Genomic DNA, 20,024 nt, shown 5'->3' with positions numbered 1-20,024 from the left:
AATGAAGATTGGCATGATCACCGACAGCCTGGGCAATTTGTCGTTTGACGAGATGCTGCGCGCCTCGGCCGAGCTCGGGCTGGAGACGCTGGAGTTCGCCTGCGGCAACTGGTCGTCCGCGCCGCATATCGATCTCGCGGCCATGCTGGACAGCGCCGCGACCCGGGCCGAATTCGTCGCCAAGGTCCGCGACCACGGGTTGACGATCGCGGCGCTCAACTGCTCGGGCAACCCGCTGCATCCGGGACCGCAAGGCGGGAAGCACCGTCAGGTGACGGAGGACACGATCCGGCTGGCGAGCCTGATGGGCATCGATCGCGTTGTGATGATGTCCGGGTTGCCCGGCGGGCCGGGGGATGCCAACCCCAACTGGATCATCACCGACTGGCCGCCCGAATGCGCCGACATCCAGCGCTACCAGTGGGACGACTGTATCATCCCTTACTGGCAAGATCTCGTTAAGTTCGCGAACAATCTCGGCATGGGCAAATTGTGCCTGGAACTGCATGGCCATCAGGCAGTCTACAACGTCCAGACACTGTTCAGGCTTCGCGATGCCGTCGGCGAGACGGTTGGCGCGAACTTTGACCCCAGCCACCCGATCTGGATGGGCGCCGATCCCATGGCCGCCATACGCAAGCTTGGCTCAGCCATCTACTATGTGCACGCCAAGGACACACGCATCGAGCCGATACCGGCGGCCATCGACGGCGTGCTCGATGCGCGTCCGTCAAACCACTATGCCGACCGGGCCTGGAATTACATCACGCTGGGATACGGCCACGGTGAGACCTGGTGGCGGCAGTTCTGCACCGCGCTGAAGCAGGTCGGCTACGACGACGTGCTCTCGATCGAGCACGAGGACATGATGCTTTCGCCCATGGAAGGCATGCGCAAATCCGTGGCGTTGCTGCGCAACGTGGCCATCAACTTGGCTTGAAGCGGGCCAATAACGACCGTCCGATGACGGTCCGCCCGCGGCCCCCACCGCCCGCAATCCGCAGGTTTCAAAGCGAATGACGAGTTGCTCGCACCCGCTTCGGATTTCTCTAAACCGCGCCGCCACCGGCGCGGCCCGTCGCGCCGGTTCGGGCATCCGGCTGCCCTATCTCACATTCACCCAGCGCTGCTCCCGGAACGAGCGCGCCATCGCGTGCACCGTGCGCTCGATCTCCAGCCCCTCGTCGAAGTCGATGATCCGCGCCGGCTTGCCGGCGATGCGCATGAGGAGCTCGCGGCATTCGATCATCTTGAGGTCGTTGAAGCCGAGGCCATGGCCGGGCGCGGGCAGGAAGGAATCGTAGGGCTTGTGGTGCGGCGCCACCAGGACGGTGCGATAGCCTTGCTCGGTCGGCCGGTCGGCGGTGAGGTAGAGCTGGAATTCGTTCATCCGCTCCTGGTCGTAGAGGATCGAACCCTTCGAGCCGAAGATCTGGATGGCGATGCGGCCCTTGCGGCCCCAGGCCGAACGGTTGACCAGCAGCGTGCCGGCGACGCCGTTCTCGAGATGCATGAGCACGCTGGCGATGTCGTAGGTCTCGACCGCGCGGCGGCCGCCGGAAGCGACTTTCCGGTCGGCATAAGGTTTTACCATGTCGCACATGACGCGGCCGACACGGCCGAACAGCACCTTGATCAGCGAGAGCGGATGCACGGCGAAATCGTCGAGCGCGCCATAACCGGAGGCCGCCTCGTGCTTCCAGAAGAACAGCGCCTCGGGGTCAGCCATGAAATCCTCGTCCATCTCGATGCGCACGAGGTTGACGTCGCCGATGATCTTTTCCTCCAGCAGCGCGCCGATGTGGCGGATGGCGGGGTTCTGGATGTAGTTGTAGCCGAGCACGGCGACCTTGCCGGATTTCTTCGCCGCGGCCGTCATGGTCTCGGCCTCCGCAAAACTCGGCGCCATCGGCTTCTCGCACCACAGATGTTTGCCTGCTTCCAGAACGGCGATCGCCATCTCCGGGTGGAACTGGTTGGGCGTGGTCAGCGAGACGACGTCGACTTCCGGATCGTCGACCACGGCGCGCCAGTCGCCGGAAGCTTTTGCGAAGCCGAACTCGGCGGCCTTGCGCCGGGCAAGCTCGTCATTCACCTCGCCCAGATGCACAAGTCTCGGCTTCTCGACATCTGGGAAAACGGTGCCCACCGCGTTCCAGGCGATGGCGTGACACTTGCCCATGAAGCCCGTGCCGATGAGGCCCACTCCGACCATGTCGATTGTCTCCGGAAGAAAGGGGGAAAGCTCGTATGGATGAATTAGTCCATTTCACCTGAGAATGGAACATCCAAATCATTTTTTATGGTGTTCTTGCGCGAAACCGTTATGATGAGGCAGGAGAGGAAACTATCACTATGGCCGTGGGCGGAGCGACGATGGATGAACGGGTGCCTCGCGATTTCGAGACGCTGCGCGCGACGATCCTGGAGCGGCGCCACAGCCTGCCCAAGCGTATAGCGCAGATCGCCGCCTATGCGCTCGACAATCCCGACGACATCGCCTTCGGCACGGCTGCAAGCATTGCCGCGTCGGCCGGCGTGCAGCCCTCGACGCTGATCCGCTTTGCCCAGCAACTCGGCTTCGACGGCTTCACCAGCCTGCAGCAGGTTTTCCGCGAGCGTCTGCGCGAACGCAATTCCTCCTATGACGAGCGGCTGGCGGCCTTGCGCGCCAAGGCGGAGGAAGGCGGCGGCCACCGGGCGATCTTCGACGGTTTTGTCGCCGCCGCCAGCACTTCGCTCGGCGACATTTCGCGGTCGCTGAACGAAGCGCATTTCGATGAGGCGGTCGCGCTGCTGGCGAAGGCCGAGACCATCTATGTGCTGGCCAGGCGCCGTTCCTATCCGGTCGCGTCCTACATCGCCTATGCGCTGGGCAAGCTCAAGATCCGCAACCAGCTGGTGGAATCGGCCGCGGGGCTCAACGCCGAGATGATCGGCTTCGCCACGCCGCGTGATGCCGTCATCGCCATCAGCTTCTCGCCCTATGCGCCGGCGACCATCGAGGAGACGCGCTCGATCGCCGAACAGGGCGTGCCTATCGTGGCGATCACCGATTCATCCTTCTCGCCGCTGGCGCAATTCGCCGAGGTCTGGTTCGAGGTCGCCGAGGCCGATTTCGGCGGCTTCCGTTCGATCTCGGCGACAATGGCGCTGGCCATGGCGCTAACAGTTGCCGTCGGCGAGAAGCGCCGCGAAGCCGGGCGCAGGCGCAAGGGCTGAACGTCGCCGGGGGGCGCTTTTAAGCTTGGGAATGCTCATTCCATATTGACTACAGATTGGAATTAATATTTCATATTGACGGCACCATGCCGCCGTCAGCGCGTGCTGTCCAAAACGACGCTGCTCTGCACAACAAGGCCGATGGGAGGTTCGAATGGGCGAAGCCGTGGAAGGAAAATATCCGCCGCTCGACGTCATCACGATCGGCCGCGCCTCGGTCGATCTCTATGGTCAGCAGATCGGCTCGCGACTGGAGGACATCACGTCCTTCGCCAAGTCGGTCGGCGGCTGCCCGGCCAACATTTCGGTCGGCACGGCAAGGCTTGGGCTGCGCTCGGCGCTGCTGACGCGCGTCGGCGATGAGCAGATGGGCCGCTTCATCCGCGAGCAGCTTCGGCGCGAGGGCGTCTCGGTCGACGGCTTGAAGGCCGACAAGGAGCGGTTGACGGCGCTGGTGCTGCTCTCGGTCGAGGACGAAGGCGTCTCGCCGATGATCTTCTACCGCTCCGACTGCGCCGACATAGCGCTGGCGGAGGAGGACATCGATGAGGCCTTCATCGCCTCGGCCCGCTCGGTCGTCGTCACCGGCACGCATTTCTCGCGCCCCAACTCCGATGCCGCGCAGCGCAAGGCGATCCGCCTGATGAAGGCAAAGGGCGGCAAGGTGGTGTTCGACATCGACTACCGCCCGAACCTCTGGGGCCTTGCCGGCCATGCCGAAGGCTTCGAGCGCTACGTCAAGTCCGATCGCGTCTCGGCACAGCTGAAGACGGTGCTGCCCGATTGCGATTTGATTGTCGGCACCGAGGAAGAGATCATGATCGCTTCCGGCGCCGATGATTGCCTGAGCGCGCTGAAGACGATCCGCTCGCTGTCCTCGGCCACGATCGTGCTCAAGCGCGGCGCCATGGGCTGCATCGTCTATGACGGGCCGATCAGCGACGACCTCGAGGACGGCGTCGTAGGCAAGGGATTTCCGATCGAGATCTACAATGTGCTGGGCGCCGGCGACGCCTTCATGTCGGGCTTCCTGCGCGGCTGGCTCGGCGGCGAAAGTTTCGCCACGGCCGCCACCTGGGCCAATGCCTGCGGCGCATTTGCCGTCTCGCGCCTGCTCTGCGCGCCGGAATATCCGACCTTCGAGGAGCTGCAGTTTTTCCTCAAGCACGGCAGCAAGCAACTGGCGCTGCGCAAGGACGAGGCGATCAATCACGTCCATTGGGCGACGACGCGCCGGCGCGACATTCCTTCGCTGATGGCGCTGGCCTGCGACCACCGTGTCCAGCTTGAGGATGTCGCGGCAAAAGTCGGCGCCGATGCCGCCCGCATCCCTGACTTCAAGGTGCTCACCGTTAAGGCGGCGGCCAAAGTCGCCGCCGGCCGCGACGGCTACGGCATGCTGATCGACGAGAAATATGGCCGCGACGCGATGTTCGAATTCGCCCGCCATCCCTTCGCCTGGCTCGGCCGCCCCGTCGAGCTGCCGGGGTCGCGGCCGCTGCGCTTCGAGTTCTCGCAGGATATCGGCTCGCAGCTCACCGAATGGCCGGTCGACCACTGCATCAAATGCTTGTGCTTCTATCACCCGAACGATCCCGAGGCGCTGAAGACCGAGCAGCAGCAGAAGCTGAGGAGCCTGTTCGAAGCAGCGCGGAAAGTCGGCAGGGAACTTCTCGTCGAGATCATCGCCGGCAAGCACGGCAATCTCGACGACACCACCATTCCGCGGGCGCTGGAGGAACTCTATGCGCTGGGCATCAAGCCCGACTGGTGGAAGCTCGAGCCACAGGCTTCGGCCAATGCGTGGGCGAAGATCGAACAGGTGATCGTCAAGAACGATCCCTGGTGCCGGGGCGTCGTGCTGCTCGGCCTGGAAGCGCCGCAGGACGAACTGGTCGCGGCCTTCGCCGCCACCGCCAACGCGCCCATCGTCAAGGGATTTGCCGTCGGTCGCACGATCTTCATCAACGCCGCCGAACAATGGCTGTCCGGCAAGATGTCGGAAGACGAGGCCATCGCCGACATGGCATCCCGTTTCGAGCAGCTGACCGAGGCGTGGCTTGCCGCGCGCGGCCGTAAAGCAGCATAAGAAGACGGGCAGCATAACAAGGCGGCACAAGGAAAGCCGGAGGAAACGAACAATGAGCAAGACCGTTCGCCTGACGATGGCGCAGGCGCTGACCCGCTTTCTCAGCCGGCAAATGACCGAGATCGACGGCAAAAAAGTGCCGATCTTCGGCGGCGTCTGGGCGATCTTCGGCCACGGCAACGTCGCCGGCGTCGGCGAGGCGCTCTACCAGGTGCGCGACGAATTGCCGACCTTCCGCGCCCATAACGAGCAGGCCATGGCGCATGCGGCGATCGCCTATGCCAAGGCCAATTTCCGCCGCCGCTTCATGGCCGCGACCACCTCGATCGGTCCCGGCGCGCTCAACATGGTGACCGCTGCCGCGCTCGCCCATGTCAATCGGCTGCCGGTGCTCTTGCTGCCCGGCGATGTCTTCGCCAACCGCCTGCCGGATCCGGTGCTGCAGCAGGCGGAGGATTTCTCCGACGGCACGGCGAGCGTCAACGACTGCTTCCGCCCCGTCTCGCGCTATTTCGACCGCATCACGCGGCCGGAGCAGATCATCCCGGCGTTGAACCGCGCCATGCAGGTGCTGACCGATCCGTCCGAATGCGGGCCGGTGACGCTTTCGCTCTGCCAGGACGTGCAGGCCGAGGCCTATGACTATCCCGAAAGCCTGTTCGCCGAGCGTATCTGGACGCCGCGCCGGCTGCGCCCGGATCGCAACGAACTGGCCGCGGCCGTCGCGGCGCTTAAGGGCGCCAAGAAGCCCTTGGTGATCGCCGGCGGCGGCGTCCTCTATTCGCAGGCTTCAGGAGAATTGGCGAAGCTGGCACAGGGCGGCGGCATTCCCGTCTGCGAAACCCAGGGCGGCAAATCCTCGCTGCCCGACGACCATCCGCTCAACATGGCCGCGGTCGGCGTCACCGGCACGTCGGCCGCCAACCGGCTGGCAGAAGAGGCCGACGTCGTGCTTGCCGTCGGCACCAGGCTGCAGGATTTCACCACCGGCTCCTGGGCGCTGTTCAAGCATGCCGGCCGCACCATAATCGGCCTCAATACCCAGGCCTTCGACGCCGGCAAGCATTGGGCGCTGCCGCTGGTCGCCGACGCGGCCGAGGGACTTGCCGAGCTTTCCGCCGCGCTAAAGGGCTGGAAAGCGCCCACCGCCTGGACCGACAATGCGCTGAAAGGCAAGACGGAATGGCAGGCCGCCGCAGCCAAGGTGACGGCCTCGACCAATGCCGCCTATCCATCGGATGCGCAGGTGATCGGCGCCGTGCAGCGCGCGATGGGCTCCGGCGTCACCTTGCTGCATGCTGCCGGCGGGCTGCCCGGCGAGCTGCACAAGCTGTGGCAGGCCGGCGCGCCGGGCTCCTACCACGCCGAATACGGCTTCTCGACCATGGGCTACGAGATCGCCGGCGGCCTCGGCGTCAAGATGGCGAAACCCGACGACGAGGTCGTCGTCATGGTTGGCGACGGCTCCTATCTGATGCTCAATTCCGAGATCGCAACTTCGGTCATGTTGGGGCTGAAACTCACCATCGTGCTGCTCGACAACCGCGGCTATGGCTGCATCAACCGGCTGCAGATGGCGACCGGCGGCGCCAACTTCAACAATCTGCTCAAGGACGCGCGCCACGAGGTCATGCCCGATGTCGACTTCGCGGCGCATGCGGCAAGCCTTGGCGCCATTGCCGAGAAGGTGGCGTCGATCGCCGAGCTGGAGACGGCGCTGGCCAAGGCGAAGAACAACGACAAGACCACCGTGCTGGTCATCGACACCGATCCGCTGGTCTCGACCGAGGCCGGCGGCCATTGGTGGGATGTCGCGGTGCCAGAGGTTTCCTCGCGGCCTCAGGTCAACGCCGCGCGCAAGAAATATGAGGAGGCCGTGGGCAGCCGGCGTGGCTGAACCGGCATCCGCTTTGCAACGAACCGACATTGGAGTGACGACTTGAAAGCCAGACTGGGCATGTCCCCCATCGCGTGGTGGAACGACGATCTCGTGGAATTGAGCGATGACGTATCGCTGGAGGAGTGCCTTCGCCAATCGCGCTCGGCCGGCTTCACCGGCATGGAGATGGGCCGCCGCTTCCCCAACGATCCAAAGGTGATGCTGCCGATCCTCAAGGAGGCCGACGTCACGCTTTGCGGCGGCTGGTTCTCCGGCACGCTGGTCGACGAGGAGCTGGCCCGGAACAAGGATCGCATCCAGCCGATGATCGACCTGTTCAAGGCGGTCAACGCGCCTTGCATCGTCTATGGCGAGGTCGGCCGCTCGATCCAGGGCGACCGCTCCAAGCCCCTGGCCACCAAGCCGAAGCTCTCGGGCGATGAGATGAAAACCTATGCTCGTCGCGTCACCGAATTCGGCGAGTGGTGCGCCGACCAGGGCATGCCACTGTCCTACCACCACCACATGGCGGCGGTCGTCGAGACCGAGCCGGAGCTCGACGCCTTCATGCGCGATTCCGGCGAAGGCATCCCGCTGCTGCTCGACGCCGGCCATCTCGCCTTTGCCGGCGGCGATGTGCTGCGCGCCATCGACAACCACCACAAGCGCATCAACCATGTGCATGTGAAGGACGTGCGCATGGGCGTGATCGACGGGCTCGATCGTTCGAAGCAGTCCTTCCTCGATGCCGTGGCGCTCGGCGCCTTCACCGTGCCGGGCGACGGCTCGCTCGATTTCGGCGCCATCGTGCAGCGCTTCGCCGATCATGGCTACGAGGGCTGGTTCGTGGTCGAGGCCGAACAGGATCCGAAGAAAAACCCGCCGCTGAAGATGGCCCAGGTCGGCCACAAGGAGCTGATGCGGGTGATGACGGCCGCCGGCTACACGGTGGAGACGCAGGGTTTTCCGGCCTGAACGGTGGATTAGTCAGGGCGCGCGGTCTATTTGATGGGCTTTGGGCAAATCCTGGATTGGCGCGATGAAAGACTATGAGCACCCCTTCTTCCGGCCGCTGTGGCGCCGCGTCGCCGTCGTCGCGGTCTGCCTGGTCTGGTCGGTGATCGAATTCGCTTCCGGCACGCCGTTCTGGGGCGTCATCGCGCTCGGCTTCGCCGGCTACGCCGTGTGGCAGTTTTTCTACCTCTACAAGCCGGCCGAGGAGGCTAAGCCTCCTGTCGAACCGAAGGAGTGAGCTTACCCATGGCGCAGAGGTTGTTACGGTTCGGGAGTAGCCTACCTGGAAGACCATATGCGTCGATGATTGGCCGAAACGCCCGTCGCGTCGTCATCCAAGGGTCTTCGCGACGGAGCTTCGCTCCTGCTTCGCCCTAGGATGACGAAGTTTGGAGGCCTCGGACAATTCCGAAGGTTTGCGCCGGATCTTTTCAGCCGGCGAAATCTGCGGGGCAGCAACCCGCCGGAGCCAATGGAATAGGAGAGACAACATGTCGAAGCTGCTCGTCAAGGCCGACAAGGGTCACGGCCACGTCGCTCACGTCACGCCGCAAAGCGCCGGCTGGACCTATGTCGGTTTCGACCTGCATAGGCTCCGCCCGGGCGAGACCGTATCCGGGAAGACAGGCGATCGCGAGGTCTGCCTGGTTTTCGTTACCGGCAAGGGCAAGGCCTCCGCCGGCGGCAAGGGTCTCGGCCTGCTCGGCGAGCGCATGTCGCCTTTCGAAGGCAAGCCCTGGTCGGTCTATGTGCCACAAGGCTCGGATTGGTCGGTGACCGCCGACACCGGGCTGGAGCTCGCCGTCTGTTCGGCGCCCGGCCTCGGCGGCGGCCTGCCGGTTCGCGTCATCGGGCCGGACGATCTCGGCCAGGAAGTGCGCGGCAAGGGCACCAACACGCGCTACGTCACCAACATCCTGCCCGAGGGCAAACCGGCGGATTCGCTGCTGGTGGTCGAGGTCATAACCCCCGGCGGCCATACCTCCAGCTATCCGCCGCACAAGCACGACCGGGATAATCTTCCGGCGGAATCCTATCTGGAGGAGACCTATTACCACCGCCTCAACCCGCCGCAGGGCTTTGCCTTCCAGCGCGTCTATACGGACGCCGACCGGAACGGCGTGCGCGAGCTGGACGAAGCGATGGCGATCGAGGATGGCGATGTCGTGCTGGTGCCGAAGGGCTATCACCCCTGCGCAGCCTGTCACGGCTACGATCTTTACTATCTCAACGTGATGGCCGGACCGAAGCGGACCTGGAAGTTCCACAACGCTGCCGAGCACGAATGGCTGATGAAAGCCTGACCCGGACAGATCGGCAAAAGCCGTTGGTCCAGTCCGGAAAATCGTCGGCTAACGACCTCGCTGCTGGACTTGCCTTCGAAAACCCATGAAAGCTTCGTCAATCCGTCATGGAAATCACCTATGGCAGCGGGTCTGAAGCACGTCGCCGAAGCGCCTGAGCGTTTTTGGGACAACGGCATGCCAAAAACCAGGACTTGAAGCGCCTCGCATTATCCCTCGGGCGCAGCGCGCTTGACGAGGAACGACCATGCGCTACGCCATCTACTACACCCCGAGGCAGGACGAGCCGCTGGCGCGCGTTGCCGCCAACTGGCTGGGCCGCGATCCGTTTGGCGCAGCGACGCGGCCGGTCGAGGCCGTGGGTGAGTTGTCGGCGGCGGAAGTAGCCTTCCACACGGCTTCGGCCAGGCGCTACGGGTTCCACGCGACGCTGAAAGCACCTTTCCGGCTGGCGTCGAACGAGACGGAAGCGTCCTTGCGCGCCGCGCTCGACGCCTTCGCCGAGGCGACGCCGCCGGTCATCATCCCGCGCCTTGCAGTCGGCCAGATCGATGGCTTCTTCGCGTTGGTGCCGCAAACGCGGTTTGCGCCGCTCAACAGCTTCGCCGGCGACGTGGTGCTCGCCTTCGATCGGTTCCGCGCGCCGCTGACCGAGGCCGAGATCGAGCGACGCAGTCCGGACGCGCTGAAGCCGGACGAGTTCCGCAACCTTTGCCAATGGGGCTATCCTTACGTCTTCGATACATTCCGCTTCCACATGACGCTCTCGGGGCGCGTCGGGCCACAGGAAAGCCCACGTCTTCGTGCAGCGATCGACGGTCTGTTCGCCGACGTGCTGCGGCAACCAGTGCCGGTGGATGCGCTGACATTGTTTGTCGAGAGCGAGCCTGGCGCCCCGTTCATGGTGCTTTCCCACCATGCGCTTGGCCGTGGCCCGGCCCGCAAGACAGCCTGAAATGACCGCCAGACCCGATAGCCGACCGACCGCTCGAGATAGGACCGCCTGAGATGACCGTCGAAACCGTTCTCACCAATGCCCGCATCGTGCTGCCCGACGAAATCGTCGAGGGCTCGCTTTTGTTGCGCGACGGCCTGATTGCCGCCGTCGAACCGGGCGCTGCCCGAGCCGGCGAGGATATGGGCGGCGACTACATCATCCCAGGCCTCGTCGAGCTGCACACCGACCATCTCGAAGGCCATTACGCGCCGCGCCCGAAAGTGCGCTGGAACCCGATCGCCGCCGTGCTTGCCCATGACGCCCAGGTCGCGACGGCCGGAATCACCACCGTTCTCGACGCCCTGCGGGTCGGGATGGACGAAGACGCGGATCTCACCTCCGACGACATCCGCAAGCTTGCCGATGCCATCGAGGACAGCGTACGCGAGGACCGGCTCAGGGCCGATCACTTCATCCACCTGCGCTGCGAGGTCTCGGCGCCGGATTGCCTCAAGGCCTTCGCCAATTTCGAGACCGACGAAAGGGTGAAGCTCGCCTCGCTGATGGATCATGCCCCTGGTCAGCGCCAGTTCGTCAATCTCGAGACCTATGCCTACTATTACCAGCGCAAGCTGAAGCTGACGGACCGCGACTTCCAGAAATTCTGCGAGAAGCGGATGGCGGAATCGGCCCGCAATTCCGGTCCGAACCGGGTCTTCATCTCGGCCGCCTGCCATGAGCGCGGCATCGTGCTTGCAAGCCACGACGACGCGACCTCCGGTCATGTCGAGGAAGCGATCGAGCAGGGCGTGCGTGTCGCCGAGTTCCCGACGACGGAAGAGGCGGCCAAGGCCTCGAAGGCGGCGGGTCTCGGCGTGCTGATGGGCGCGCCGAACGTCATGCGCGGCGCATCGCATTCAGGCAACGTCTCGGCGCGCACGCTTGCCGCCGACGGCCTGCTCGACATCCTGTCGTCCGATTACATTCCCTTCAGCCTGATCCAGTCTGCCTTCTTCCTTGGCGATGTCGTCGAAGGCATCACCCTGCCCCAGGCTGTCGCGATGGTAACGAAGAATCCGGCCGAAGCGATCGGCCTCGCCGATCGCGGCGTCATCGAGCCCGGCCGCCGCGCCGACCTGGTTCGGGTGCGCGTCGACGACCACGTGCCGGTCGTGCGCACCGTGTGGCGCCAGGGCAGCCGGGTCGCATGATGGTCTCGGCCCTGATCGAGCGCGAACTGGCCGAGAGCCTGCCGATCCGCAACGGCGTCTTCGTCGCGGTGGTCGGCCCGAGCGGCGCCGGCAAGGATACGGTGATCGGCTACGCCAAGGCGCGCTTTGCCGGCGAGACGCGGCTGGAGTTCGTGCGCCGCGTCATAACCCGGCCGAGCGACGGCACGAGCGAGGACCATGACACGCTGGCCGATGCCGCCTTCGCCGAGGCGGAGGCCGACGGCGCGTTCTCGCTGTGCTGGGACGCACACGGCCTGCGCTATGGCCTGCCGGCCGATGTCGACTGGGCCGTGGCGAACGGTCATGTGGCGGTCGCCAACGTGTCCCGCGCGGTCATCCCGGCGCTGCGCGAGCGCTACGCCAATCTGGCCGTCGTCGAGATCACCGCGACGCCGCAGATCCTCGCCGAGCGGCTGGCGGCGCGCGGCCGTGAATCGCGCGGCGAAGTGCTCGCCCGCCTGGCGCGCAGCACGAGCGTCAAGCTGACCGGACCGGACGTCACGTCGATCGACAACAGCGGCGACAAGGAAATCGCCGGCGAACGCTTCGCCGAGGTCCTGCGCAAGGCGATGGCATTTTCGGATCTCTCGGACATGATCTAAGGTGTGTTGATATTCCGGTAAGGCCGGCCTGCAAACAGCGGCTTCCTGCGCTTCCGGTGCTCACGTGCTTCAAGTACGCTCCGCTCCGGTTCTCGGTAGCCACCACTTTCGGCTCGGCCTGACCTCAATCTCAGCACACCTTGGCGCCAAGGCAGCAGCGGTTTACTTGTTGAAATTGGCGATGAACTGCTTGAACTGTGGCGTCGGCGGCCTGGCGAACATTTCCTTCGGCTCGCCGACCGAATCCACCTCGCCCTTGTGCAGGAACATCACCTTGCTCGACACGTCGCGGGCAAAACCCATTTCATGCGTCACGACCAGCATCGTGCGCCCTTCTTCCGCGAGCGAGCGCATGACCCGCAGCACCTCGCCGACCAGTTCCGGATCAAGCGCGGATGTCGGCTCGTCGAACAGCATCACCTTGGGATTCATCGCCAGCGCGCGCGCTATCGCGGCGCGCTGTTGCTGGCCGCCCGACATGTGCGGCGGATAGTAGTTGCGGCGCTCCCATATCCCGACGCGCTTCAGCAACGCCTCGGCCTGCTCCAGGCACTCGGCGCGCGGCCGTTTGAGCACATGCGTCGGCGCGGCGACGAGATTCTCGAGCACGGTCATGTGAGACCAGAGATTGAAGCTCTGGAAAACCATGGCGAGATTGGCGCGTATCCGCTCGACCTGGCGGATATCGGCCGGCATTTGATGGCCGTCCCGGGTCGGCTTCATCCGGATCAGCTCGCCATCCACCCGCACCTCGCCGGAGTCCGGAGTCTCCAGCAGATTGATACAGCGCAGCATCGTGCTTTTGCCAGATCCCGAGGAGCCGAGGATCGAAATGACATCGCCCTTGTGGGCCTCGAGCGAAATGCCCTTGAGCACCTCATGGTCGCCGAAGCACTTGCGTAAATCCTTGACGCTGATGGCCGGCGTTTCGTCGGAGGACGGTGCTGCTTTCGCGGCAGCGGCGGGACTTGCCGGCATCACAACACCTCCGGAACGGGTTTGACCTGCTGGGATTGTTCGGGCGCGGGGCGCAAATGGGGCGAAAGCAGGTATTCGACCCAGGCAAACAGCCTGGCGATCGACAGGTTGAGAAGCAGGTAGATCACGCCGGCGCAGGTAAGCACCTCGATCGGTCGAAACGTGTCGTGCTGGATTTTCTGCGCCGTTCCCATCATCTCCATGATCGTGACCACGGAAGCGAGCGCGGTCGCCTTGGTCATGAGAATGATTTCGGTCGAATAGGCCGGCAGCGCCAGCCGCAGCGCGATCGGCAGCGTGACGAGGCGAAAACGGGTAAATGCCGACATGCCGAAAGCCTTGGCCGCCTCGATCTGACCGACAGGCACCGCGCGCAGCGAGCCGCGGAAAATCTCGCTGGAATAGGCCGCGGTGTTCAGAGCCATCGCCACGATGGTGCAATACATGGGATCGCGCAGGATCGGCCACAGGATCGGGCTGTGGCGCACAAAATCGAACTGAGAAAGCCCGAAATAGATCAAATAGAGCTGGACCAACAGGGGCGATCCGCGGAACACGAAGACATAGCCGCGGGTAAAATATTCGCCCAGTTTGTAGCCCGATGCCCGCAACCAGGTCAGGCCGGTGGCGATGACCAGGCCGATGGCAACGCCGGAAAACCAGATTTCGAGCGTCAGCGGCAGCGCCTTCAGCACGCTCCACATGGTCGAAAGGTAGAAATCAAAATCCACCGCGACCTCTCATTTCGGCCGCGTGAAGCTGCGGGAGGTATAACGCTCGGCCTTGTCGAAAATCGGCGTCGAGATCGAGGTCATCACCAGGTAAAGGATGCCGGCGAGCGTGTAGAAAAGCAGCGAATGATGCGTTGAACGCGCCGCCTTGTTGGCGGTCAGCATCAGCTCGGCGACGCCGGTAACCGAGATGAGGGCCGAATCCTTGATGGTCAGCTGCCAGACATTGCCCAGTCCCGGCACCGCGAGGCGCAGGACCTGCGGCACGATGACGAGACGAAATCGCAGCCAGGCCGACATGCCATAGGCACGTGCCGCCTCCAGCTCGCCGCGGTGGATCGCCAGAAACGACCCGCGGAAGACCTCGGCCTGATAGGCTCCGGAAATGATGCCGACCGCCAGAACGCCGCCCAGGAAGCTCGGCATGTTCAAGATATCGGTCGAGCCGATCGACCCCGTGGACCGCGCCACGCCCGTCAGGATCTGCGTGCCGCCATAGTAAAAGAGGTAGATGATCAGCAGTTCCGGCTCGCCACGGAACACGGTCGTGTAGCTCTCGCCAATGAATCTCAACCCGCCGCGACGCGAAAGCTTGGCGGCCGCCACCAGCGACCCCAGCACCGCGCCGATCAACATCGAGACCATCGTGACGGCCAGGGTCCATGCGATGCCCCAGAGCAGTTGCACGCCCCAGCCGGCGGCCAGCAGTTCATAGGCCGTCGACACCTGGTCCTTGAGATCGTTGAGAAACTCCACGTACGGCTCCTGCGGGCGCCGAGATAGGCATCGACGGGTTGCTCGCCTCGAAGCGCGCGCCGAAACGGATTCAGGTGACGCGCTTTAAGGCTTTGCCTTAATGCATGCCGTTTTCCCAGAACGGCTACGCACTTTTGGGCGACATGCACTAAGTTTTGCTGCATGTCGTTTTCCCAAAACCGCTACGCACTTTTGGGCGACATGCATTAAATGCAAAACGGGAGCAGCCCTGGCTGCTCCCGTTGCGACATTACTTGGTAATGTCGATTTTGAACCACTGCATGCTGTATTTCGACACCGAGCCGTCATCGAGAGCGGCCTTGAGCGCCTTATTGTAGATGTCCTGCAGGTCCTTGTCGGTCTTGCGGAAAGCAGCGCCGATGCCCGGTCCGAGGATCGGGCCGCCCTTGAATTGCGGTCCGACGAATTCCAGGTCCTTGGCGTCTGGCTTGGCCAGCGTGCCGAGGAAATAGGTGGTGTCGGCGAACGCCACGTCGATGCGGCCCGCCATCAGGTCGAGGTCGTGCTCGTCGGTGGTCTTGTATTCATGGACGTTGGCGACATCCTTGAGATATTTGTCGGCAAACGTCGCTTCCGTGGTCGAAACCTGCAGGCCGACATTCTTGCCGGTGAGTTCCTTGCGCAAAGTGTCGAGCGCGGCCTTGGATTCGGCGTCGTCCTTGGAAAGATCGATCATCTTGCCGCTGTTGGACAGCTGTGCCAGCGGGCCGTTCTTGTCGGCAAGGAAGGCCACCGGCGAGGAAGCGTAGGGGATCGAGAAGTCGATCGTCTTCATGCGCTCCTCGGTGATCGACATGCCGTCCATGACAATGTCGAACTTGCCTGCCGTGAGGCCGGGAATGACGCCGTCCCAATCCTGCGCCACGATGTTGCATTCCAGCTTCGCGCGGGCGCAGACGTCGTTCAGTATGTCCACTTCGAAGCCGACGATTTTGCCGCTGGCGTCGGTCTGGTTCCAGGGGGCGTAGGAACCCTCCATCGCGACGGTGACGGTCTTCCAGTCCTTAGCCATCGCCGGGGTCGAACAGGTCAACGCCAGCGCGGCGAGTGCAATCCAACGTGATGATGTCACGGTATTTTCTCCCATTTTTGTTCTTGGAGCCCTCATATACCAATTGCTTAGCCTAGCCCCGATTCGCCGACAAGGGTTGTTTTCCGGTTCACGCGTTGTTGCAATCCGCCGGCGAATCCGGACTTGCCCGGCGGCATCCGCCGCGAGCATCGATCCAATCAGGACCGCAAACAGAAGAGCGGGGTTACTCCGCTGGCGCCCCAGCGACGTTCTGGCGCGTCGCTTCCATCATGCGGCGGCGGGCGCGGAAGACGCCCCATTGCTGGTCGACGAGCACGCCGATCAGGATCACGCCGCCCATCACCGCGAAGTTGAGCGAGGATGGGATGCCGAGCAGGTTGACGAGGTTCTGCAGCTCCTGCAGCAGTACGGTGCCGAGGATGACGCCGACCAGCGAGCCCTCGCCGCCGCGCAGCGAGAAGCCGCCCAGCACCGCCGCGGCGATCGCGTAGAGCTCGTAGAACTGGCCGTGGCTGGCAGGCGAGATCGAGCGCGTGTACATGGCGAAATAGATCGCCGACAGCGCCGTCAGCACGCCGCAGATGACATAGGCCGAGATAATCACCTGGCCGGTGCGGATGCCGGAATATTTCGCCGCTTCCTCGTTCTTGCCGATCGCGTAGAGATAGCGGCCGAACACCGAGCGGTGCAGCACCACCCACATGACGATGGCGATGACGATCAGCGCGATGAAGCTGTTCGGCAGACCGCCCGAGCGACCCGCGGTGAGGAATTCGAGCGTCGGGAAATTCTGGCCGAAGGCGAAACCCGCCGTGCCGTCGGCGGTGTAGAAGCGCGCCACGCCGCGATAAATGAGCAGGCCGCACAGCGTCACCACGAAAGGCTGCAATTTCAGCCGCGTGATCAGCCAGCCATGTACGAAACCGATGATGGCGCCGAGCACGAGGATCAGCACGAAAGCCAGCGGCCAGCTCACCTCACGCACCGCGATGAAGTCGATGAACAGCGTGCCGAGCAGGGCAATCAGCGAGCCGACCGAGAGCTCGATGCCGCCGGTGATGATGACAAAGGCCTGGCCGATCGAAAGGATGCCGAACAGTGCGACCAGGTTGGAGGTGTTGGCAAGGTTGATCGCCGACAGGAAGCGCGGGTTGATGGCCGTCACCACTGCGCCGACCACCAGGATCAGGATCAGCAGGCCGAGATCTTTCTTGCTCATTGCGTTCCTCCCGCCGCTTGCAGCAATTTCGGCGTCTTGCCGACCGCCAGCAAAAGCACGTTCTCCTGGCTGAAATCGTCCTTGTCGAGGATGCCGGAGATCTGCCCTTCATGCATGACTGCGATGCGGTCCGACACGCCGATCACTTCTTCCATGTCGCTGGAAATCATCAGCACCGCGACGCCGGCATCGGCCAGCGCCCGCATCAGTCCGTAGATTTCGGCCTTGGCGCCGATGTCGATGCCGCGCGTCGGCTCGTCCAGGATCATCACTTTCGGGTCCATGGCCAGCCATTTGGCCAAAACCACCTTCTGCTGGTTGCCGCCCGACAGCGTGCCGGTGCGTGTCGCAACCGACGGCGCCTTGATGCCGAGGTTCTTCTTCTGCTTTTCCGCCGTCGCAAGCTCGGCGCTGGTCGAGACCAGCGAGCGCCTGGCATGGGCCGGCAGATTGGGCAGCGAGATATTCTGCGCGATCGACAGATCGAGCAGGATGCCGGTGAGCTTGCGGTCCTCCGGCACCAGGAAGATGCCGTTCGCCACCGCGTCGGCGGCCGAACCGACATCGAGCGGCTTGCCGTCGAGCGTGACGCTGCCGCCAAGCCGCTCGTCGATGCCGAACAGCACGCGCGCAAGCTCGGTGCGGCCGGAGCCGACCAGGCCGGCGAGGCCGAGGATTTCGCCGCGCCTCAGTTCCAGGCTGACCGGCCGGTCGGGGTAGGTGCTGGTGCGCACGGCATCCACCGACAGCGCCACGCTGCCTGGCGCGCGCGTAGCTTCGCCGGCCTTCTCGCGCTCTTTCAGCATGCGGCCGATCATCAGCCTGACCATCTCGTCGTGGTTGATCCGATCTTTCGCCAGCGTGCCGGCCAGCGTGCCGTCGCGCAGCACCACGACACGGTCGGCGACGCGCTCGATCTCATGCAGCCGGTGCGAGATGAAGATGACGCTGATGCCTTCCGCCTTCAGCCCCTTGATGACGTCGAGCAGCTTTTCGGTCTCCGCCATTGGCAGGCTGGAGGTCGGCTCGTCGAGGATGACCAGCCGCGCCTTGATCGACAGCGCCTTGGCGATCTCGACCATCTGCTGCTGGGCGAGTGACAGCGATGCCACCGGCGCGTCGGCCGAGAAATTGGCGCCGACCCGCTTCAACAGCGGCGCCACCATTTCGCGCAATTTCGCGCGGTCAACCAACTTCAGCGGCCCGGCGCGAAGCGGCTCGCGGCCGAAGAAGATGTTGGCGGCGACATCGAGGTTTTCGAAGAGGTTGAGTTCCTGGTGCACGAAGGCGATGCCGGAACCAATGCTTTGCTCGACGCTCAGTCCGTCATGCGCGACGCTGTCGACGGCGATGGAGCCGCTGTCCGGCCGCGTCACGCCGCCGAGGATCTTCATCAGCGTCGACTTGCCGGCGCCATTTTCGCCGACCAGGCCGATGACCTCGCCGGACCGGACTTCCATGGAGAACCCGTCCAGCGCCACGACGCCGGGATAGGTCTTGCGCACCGCCTCGAGGCTCAGGAACGGAGCGGTCGTCGATTGAGCGAAGGATGTGTCGGAATAATTCATCACGCCTGACAGCAGCCGGTGGGCCACAGACTGACGGGCCTCGCGAGGCCCGTCAATATGGACGCCGGCTCAAAGGCGAGCCCGTGAACCGGCGCAACGGTGTTTGGACTTAGTTGCCCGCCATCGCCTTGAGGTTGGCGGCGTAGGTGTCGACGTCATCCTTGCCGATGATCTTGGTCGGGATGATGATCAGGCTGTTGGCCGGGATGCCGGATTTGTCGCCCTTGAGATAGGCGGCCATCAGCTTCATGCCCTGATAAGCCCATTCGAAAGGCTGCTGCACCACGGTCGCGGCGACTGTGCCTTCCTTGACGCCGCCTAGCGTGATCGGATCGTCGTCGAAGCCGACGACGGTGATCTGGCCGAGCTTGCCGGCGTCGCGCAGCGCTTCATAGATGCGCGGCGTGTTGTAGGAGTAGAAGCCGACCATGCAGGTAATGTCCGGGCTGGCGACCAGCGCATCCTCGACGTTCTTCTTGGCACGCGCCTGGTCGATATCGTCACCGCGCACGTCGACCAGCTCGATCTTGCTGCCGGCGAGCCCGTCCTTCATGCCCTGGATGCGCTCCTTGGCGTTGTCGGCGCCGAGCAGGCCGACGAAGCCCAGGCACTTGCCGCCATTCGGCATCGCTTTCTTGGCGATCTCGGCCGCCTGCTTGCCGGCATCGACGTTCGACGAGCCGATATAGGCGACGCGCTTGGTCTGCGGGGCGTCCGAGTCGGTGGTGAACAGCGCCGTTTCCGACGCGATCTTGTTCAGCCCGTCGGTCGAGGTCTTGGGATCGACGGCCGAGACCATGATGCCCTTGACGCCTGCCGTCACCAAATCGTCCATCAGCCGCTGCTGGATGGCGACCGACGACTGTTCCGGATATTTGAGCTCGAGATTGTAGTCGGGCAGTTCGCCCTGCGCCTTCTTCACGCCGGCTTCCGCCGCCTTCCAGAAGTCTGACGCGCCGTTGACCACAAAGGCCAGCGTCGGCTTGTCGTCAGCGCGCACGCTGGCGCTTACCGACAGGCCAATCAACAGGGCCGCTGCGGCGACAGATGCGTTACGGATCATACATTTCATAGTTCAACCTCCCTTGTAGAACTCATCGCTGATGTCTCGGCTGCGGCCCGGATAACCCTCCTCCTCAAGGGTGTGGCGCAAAGGTCCGCCAACTCAAGAACGGTGCCGATCCGGCCGCGGTCGAGACACTAGACACTCATGTGGCGTTCGTAAATAGTCCGATTTGTCTGACATTTTCGTGAGATGGATACGAGCCCAATCCGGCTCTGCTGCCGGGAAATCGGGGCGGGCGTCCTTCACACCTGCCGGCACCGGTCCGAAGCCCGGACGGTTACGACGAGTTGACAGTAGAACGCTTACAGCTATTAGTAAAGAGTATTAGTTAGGAAGCCGGAACGGGCCTTTCGAACCGGAGGAGACGCTGGTC

The 20,024-nt window shown here is 63.8% G+C and carries 18 protein-coding genes; 10 read left to right on the top strand and 8 right to left on the bottom strand.

The features are described 5' to 3' along the window. Position 1 precedes the first annotated feature (1 nt). The gene (locus F3H96_RS00425) at positions 2-940 is read left to right on the top strand and encodes a sugar phosphate isomerase/epimerase (RefSeq protein ID WP_149789969.1); all 939 of its coding nucleotides are present in this window, start codon (positions 2-4) and stop codon (positions 938-940) included. Between the two features lie 165 nt (positions 941-1,105). On the opposite strand, the gene F3H96_RS00420 is transcribed toward F3H96_RS00425, so the two are convergent. Continuing rightward, a complete protein-coding gene (locus tag F3H96_RS00420; RefSeq protein WP_149789968.1) occupies positions 1,106-2,215 on the bottom strand; it encodes a Gfo/Idh/MocA family oxidoreductase in 1,110 nt (369 codons plus the stop codon). Between the two features lie 161 nt (positions 2,216-2,376). On the opposite strand from F3H96_RS00420, the gene F3H96_RS00415 reads away from it, so the two are divergent. The 9 genes from F3H96_RS00415 to phnN all read left to right on the top strand — a co-directional run bounded on the left by F3H96_RS00415 (position 2,377) and on the right by phnN (position 12,279). Then, complete coding sequence (locus F3H96_RS00415) at positions 2,377-3,222, top strand: MurR/RpiR family transcriptional regulator (protein WP_188131277.1); 846 nt, start codon at positions 2,377-2,379, stop codon at positions 3,220-3,222. Positions 3,223-3,376: 154 nt separating this feature from the next. Beyond that, positions 3,377-5,311 (top strand): 5-dehydro-2-deoxygluconokinase, encoded by a 1,935-nt coding sequence (iolC, locus tag F3H96_RS00410; RefSeq protein ID WP_149789966.1) that lies wholly within the window; start codon positions 3,377-3,379, stop codon positions 5,309-5,311. Between the two features lie 52 nt (positions 5,312-5,363). Beyond that, positions 5,364-7,208: a 3D-(3,5/4)-trihydroxycyclohexane-1,2-dione acylhydrolase (decyclizing) gene (gene iolD, locus F3H96_RS00405; protein ID WP_149789965.1), complete on the top strand. Its 1,845-nt coding sequence runs from the start codon at positions 5,364-5,366 to the stop codon at positions 7,206-7,208. 42 nt (positions 7,209-7,250) lie between these two features. After that, positions 7,251-8,165 (top strand): myo-inosose-2 dehydratase, encoded by a 915-nt coding sequence (iolE, locus tag F3H96_RS00400; protein ID WP_149789964.1) that lies wholly within the window; start codon positions 7,251-7,253, stop codon positions 8,163-8,165. A gap of 64 nt (positions 8,166-8,229) precedes the next feature. Then, a complete protein-coding gene (locus tag F3H96_RS00395; protein ID WP_149789963.1) occupies positions 8,230-8,442 on the top strand; it encodes a DUF3329 domain-containing protein in 213 nt (70 codons plus the stop codon). A 253-nt stretch (positions 8,443-8,695) separates the two neighbouring features. Beyond that, the gene (gene iolB / locus F3H96_RS00390; protein WP_149789962.1) at positions 8,696-9,508 is read left to right on the top strand and encodes a 5-deoxy-glucuronate isomerase; all 813 of its coding nucleotides are present in this window, start codon (positions 8,696-8,698) and stop codon (positions 9,506-9,508) included. Between the two features lie 247 nt (positions 9,509-9,755). Next, a complete protein-coding gene (locus F3H96_RS00385) occupies positions 9,756-10,463 on the top strand; it encodes a DUF1045 domain-containing protein (RefSeq protein WP_149789961.1) in 708 nt (235 codons plus the stop codon). A 53-nt stretch (positions 10,464-10,516) separates the two neighbouring features. After that, a complete protein-coding gene (locus F3H96_RS00380) occupies positions 10,517-11,656 on the top strand; it encodes an alpha-D-ribose 1-methylphosphonate 5-triphosphate diphosphatase (protein WP_149789960.1) in 1,140 nt (379 codons plus the stop codon). Continuing rightward, the gene (gene phnN, locus F3H96_RS00375; protein ID WP_188131249.1) at positions 11,653-12,279 is read left to right on the top strand and encodes a phosphonate metabolism protein/1,5-bisphosphokinase (PRPP-forming) PhnN; all 627 of its coding nucleotides are present in this window, start codon (positions 11,653-11,655) and stop codon (positions 12,277-12,279) included. The genes F3H96_RS00380 and phnN overlap by 4 nt, the downstream gene beginning before the upstream one ends. 162 nt (positions 12,280-12,441) lie before the next feature. On the opposite strand, the gene F3H96_RS00370 is transcribed toward phnN, so the two are convergent. The 7 genes from F3H96_RS00370 to F3H96_RS00340 all read right to left on the bottom strand — a co-directional run bounded on the left by F3H96_RS00370 (position 12,442) and on the right by F3H96_RS00340 (position 19,657). Beyond that, positions 12,442-13,257 carry an ATP-binding cassette domain-containing protein gene (locus F3H96_RS00370; protein ID WP_149789959.1) on the bottom strand — a complete coding sequence of 272 codons (816 nt, stop codon included), beginning with the start codon at positions 13,255-13,257 and terminating at the stop codon, positions 12,442-12,444. Further along, on the bottom strand, positions 13,257-13,988 hold the full coding sequence (locus F3H96_RS00365; protein ID WP_244619867.1) for an ABC transporter permease: 732 nt from the start codon (positions 13,986-13,988) through the stop codon (positions 13,257-13,259). The genes F3H96_RS00370 and F3H96_RS00365 overlap by 1 nt, the downstream gene beginning before the upstream one ends. A gap of 9 nt (positions 13,989-13,997) precedes the next feature. Further along, the gene (locus F3H96_RS00360) at positions 13,998-14,744 is read right to left on the bottom strand and encodes an ABC transporter permease subunit (protein ID WP_244619866.1); all 747 of its coding nucleotides are present in this window, start codon (positions 14,742-14,744) and stop codon (positions 13,998-14,000) included. Positions 14,745-14,994: 250 nt separating this feature from the next. Then, on the bottom strand, positions 14,995-15,837 hold the full coding sequence (locus F3H96_RS00355; RefSeq protein WP_244619865.1) for a transporter substrate-binding domain-containing protein: 843 nt from the start codon (positions 15,835-15,837) through the stop codon (positions 14,995-14,997). Between the two features lie 184 nt (positions 15,838-16,021). Beyond that, the gene (locus F3H96_RS00350) at positions 16,022-17,017 is read right to left on the bottom strand and encodes an ABC transporter permease (RefSeq protein WP_149789957.1); all 996 of its coding nucleotides are present in this window, start codon (positions 17,015-17,017) and stop codon (positions 16,022-16,024) included. Continuing rightward, the gene (locus F3H96_RS00345; protein WP_149790622.1) at positions 17,014-18,585 is read right to left on the bottom strand and encodes a sugar ABC transporter ATP-binding protein; all 1,572 of its coding nucleotides are present in this window, start codon (positions 18,583-18,585) and stop codon (positions 17,014-17,016) included. The genes F3H96_RS00350 and F3H96_RS00345 overlap by 4 nt, the downstream gene beginning before the upstream one ends. Positions 18,586-18,694: 109 nt before the next feature. After that, complete coding sequence (locus tag F3H96_RS00340) at positions 18,695-19,657, bottom strand: sugar-binding protein (RefSeq protein ID WP_149789956.1); 963 nt, start codon at positions 19,655-19,657, stop codon at positions 18,695-18,697. Between the last annotated feature and the right edge of the window lie 367 nt (positions 19,658-20,024).

It is taken from the genome of Mesorhizobium sp. NFR06 (genome assembly GCF_900115245.1).
GTDB lineage: Bacteria > Pseudomonadota > Alphaproteobacteria > Rhizobiales > Rhizobiaceae > Mesorhizobium.
Note: the sequence above shows the minus strand (reverse complement) of the source record. Positions and strands in the feature narration are given on the sequence as shown.

Bases quoted from the DNA above. Each gene is read 5' to 3' on its own strand.
- phnN (WP_188131249.1), top strand. From the start codon at position 11,653: ATGATGGTCTCGGCCCTGATCGAGCGCGAACTGGCCGAGAGCCTGCCG.
- F3H96_RS00415 (WP_188131277.1), top strand. From the start codon at position 2,377: ATGGATGAACGGGTGCCTCGCGATTTCGAGACGCTGCGCGCGACGATC.
- iolD (WP_149789965.1), top strand. From the start codon at position 5,364: ATGAGCAAGACCGTTCGCCTGACGATGGCGCAGGCGCTGACCCGCTTT.
- F3H96_RS00380 (WP_149789960.1), top strand. From the start codon at position 10,517: ATGACCGTCGAAACCGTTCTCACCAATGCCCGCATCGTGCTGCCCGAC.
- iolC (WP_149789966.1), top strand. From the start codon at position 3,377: ATGGGCGAAGCCGTGGAAGGAAAATATCCGCCGCTCGACGTCATCACG.
- F3H96_RS00385 (WP_149789961.1), top strand. From the start codon at position 9,756: ATGCGCTACGCCATCTACTACACCCCGAGGCAGGACGAGCCGCTGGCG.
- F3H96_RS00345 (WP_149790622.1), bottom strand. From the start codon at position 18,585: ATGAATTATTCCGACACATCCTTCGCTCAATCGACGACCGCTCCGTTC.
- iolB (WP_149789962.1), top strand. From the start codon at position 8,696: ATGTCGAAGCTGCTCGTCAAGGCCGACAAGGGTCACGGCCACGTCGCT.
- F3H96_RS00425 (WP_149789969.1), top strand. From the start codon at position 2: ATGAAGATTGGCATGATCACCGACAGCCTGGGCAATTTGTCGTTTGAC.
- F3H96_RS00420 (WP_149789968.1), bottom strand. From the start codon at position 2,215: ATGGTCGGAGTGGGCCTCATCGGCACGGGCTTCATGGGCAAGTGTCAC.
- F3H96_RS00395 (WP_149789963.1), top strand. From the start codon at position 8,230: ATGAAAGACTATGAGCACCCCTTCTTCCGGCCGCTGTGGCGCCGCGTC.
- F3H96_RS00340 (WP_149789956.1), bottom strand. From the start codon at position 19,657: ATGAAATGTATGATCCGTAACGCATCTGTCGCCGCAGCGGCCCTGTTG.
- F3H96_RS00370 (WP_149789959.1), bottom strand. From the start codon at position 13,257: ATGCCGGCAAGTCCCGCCGCTGCCGCGAAAGCAGCACCGTCCTCCGAC.
- F3H96_RS00350 (WP_149789957.1), bottom strand. From the start codon at position 17,017: ATGAGCAAGAAAGATCTCGGCCTGCTGATCCTGATCCTGGTGGTCGGC.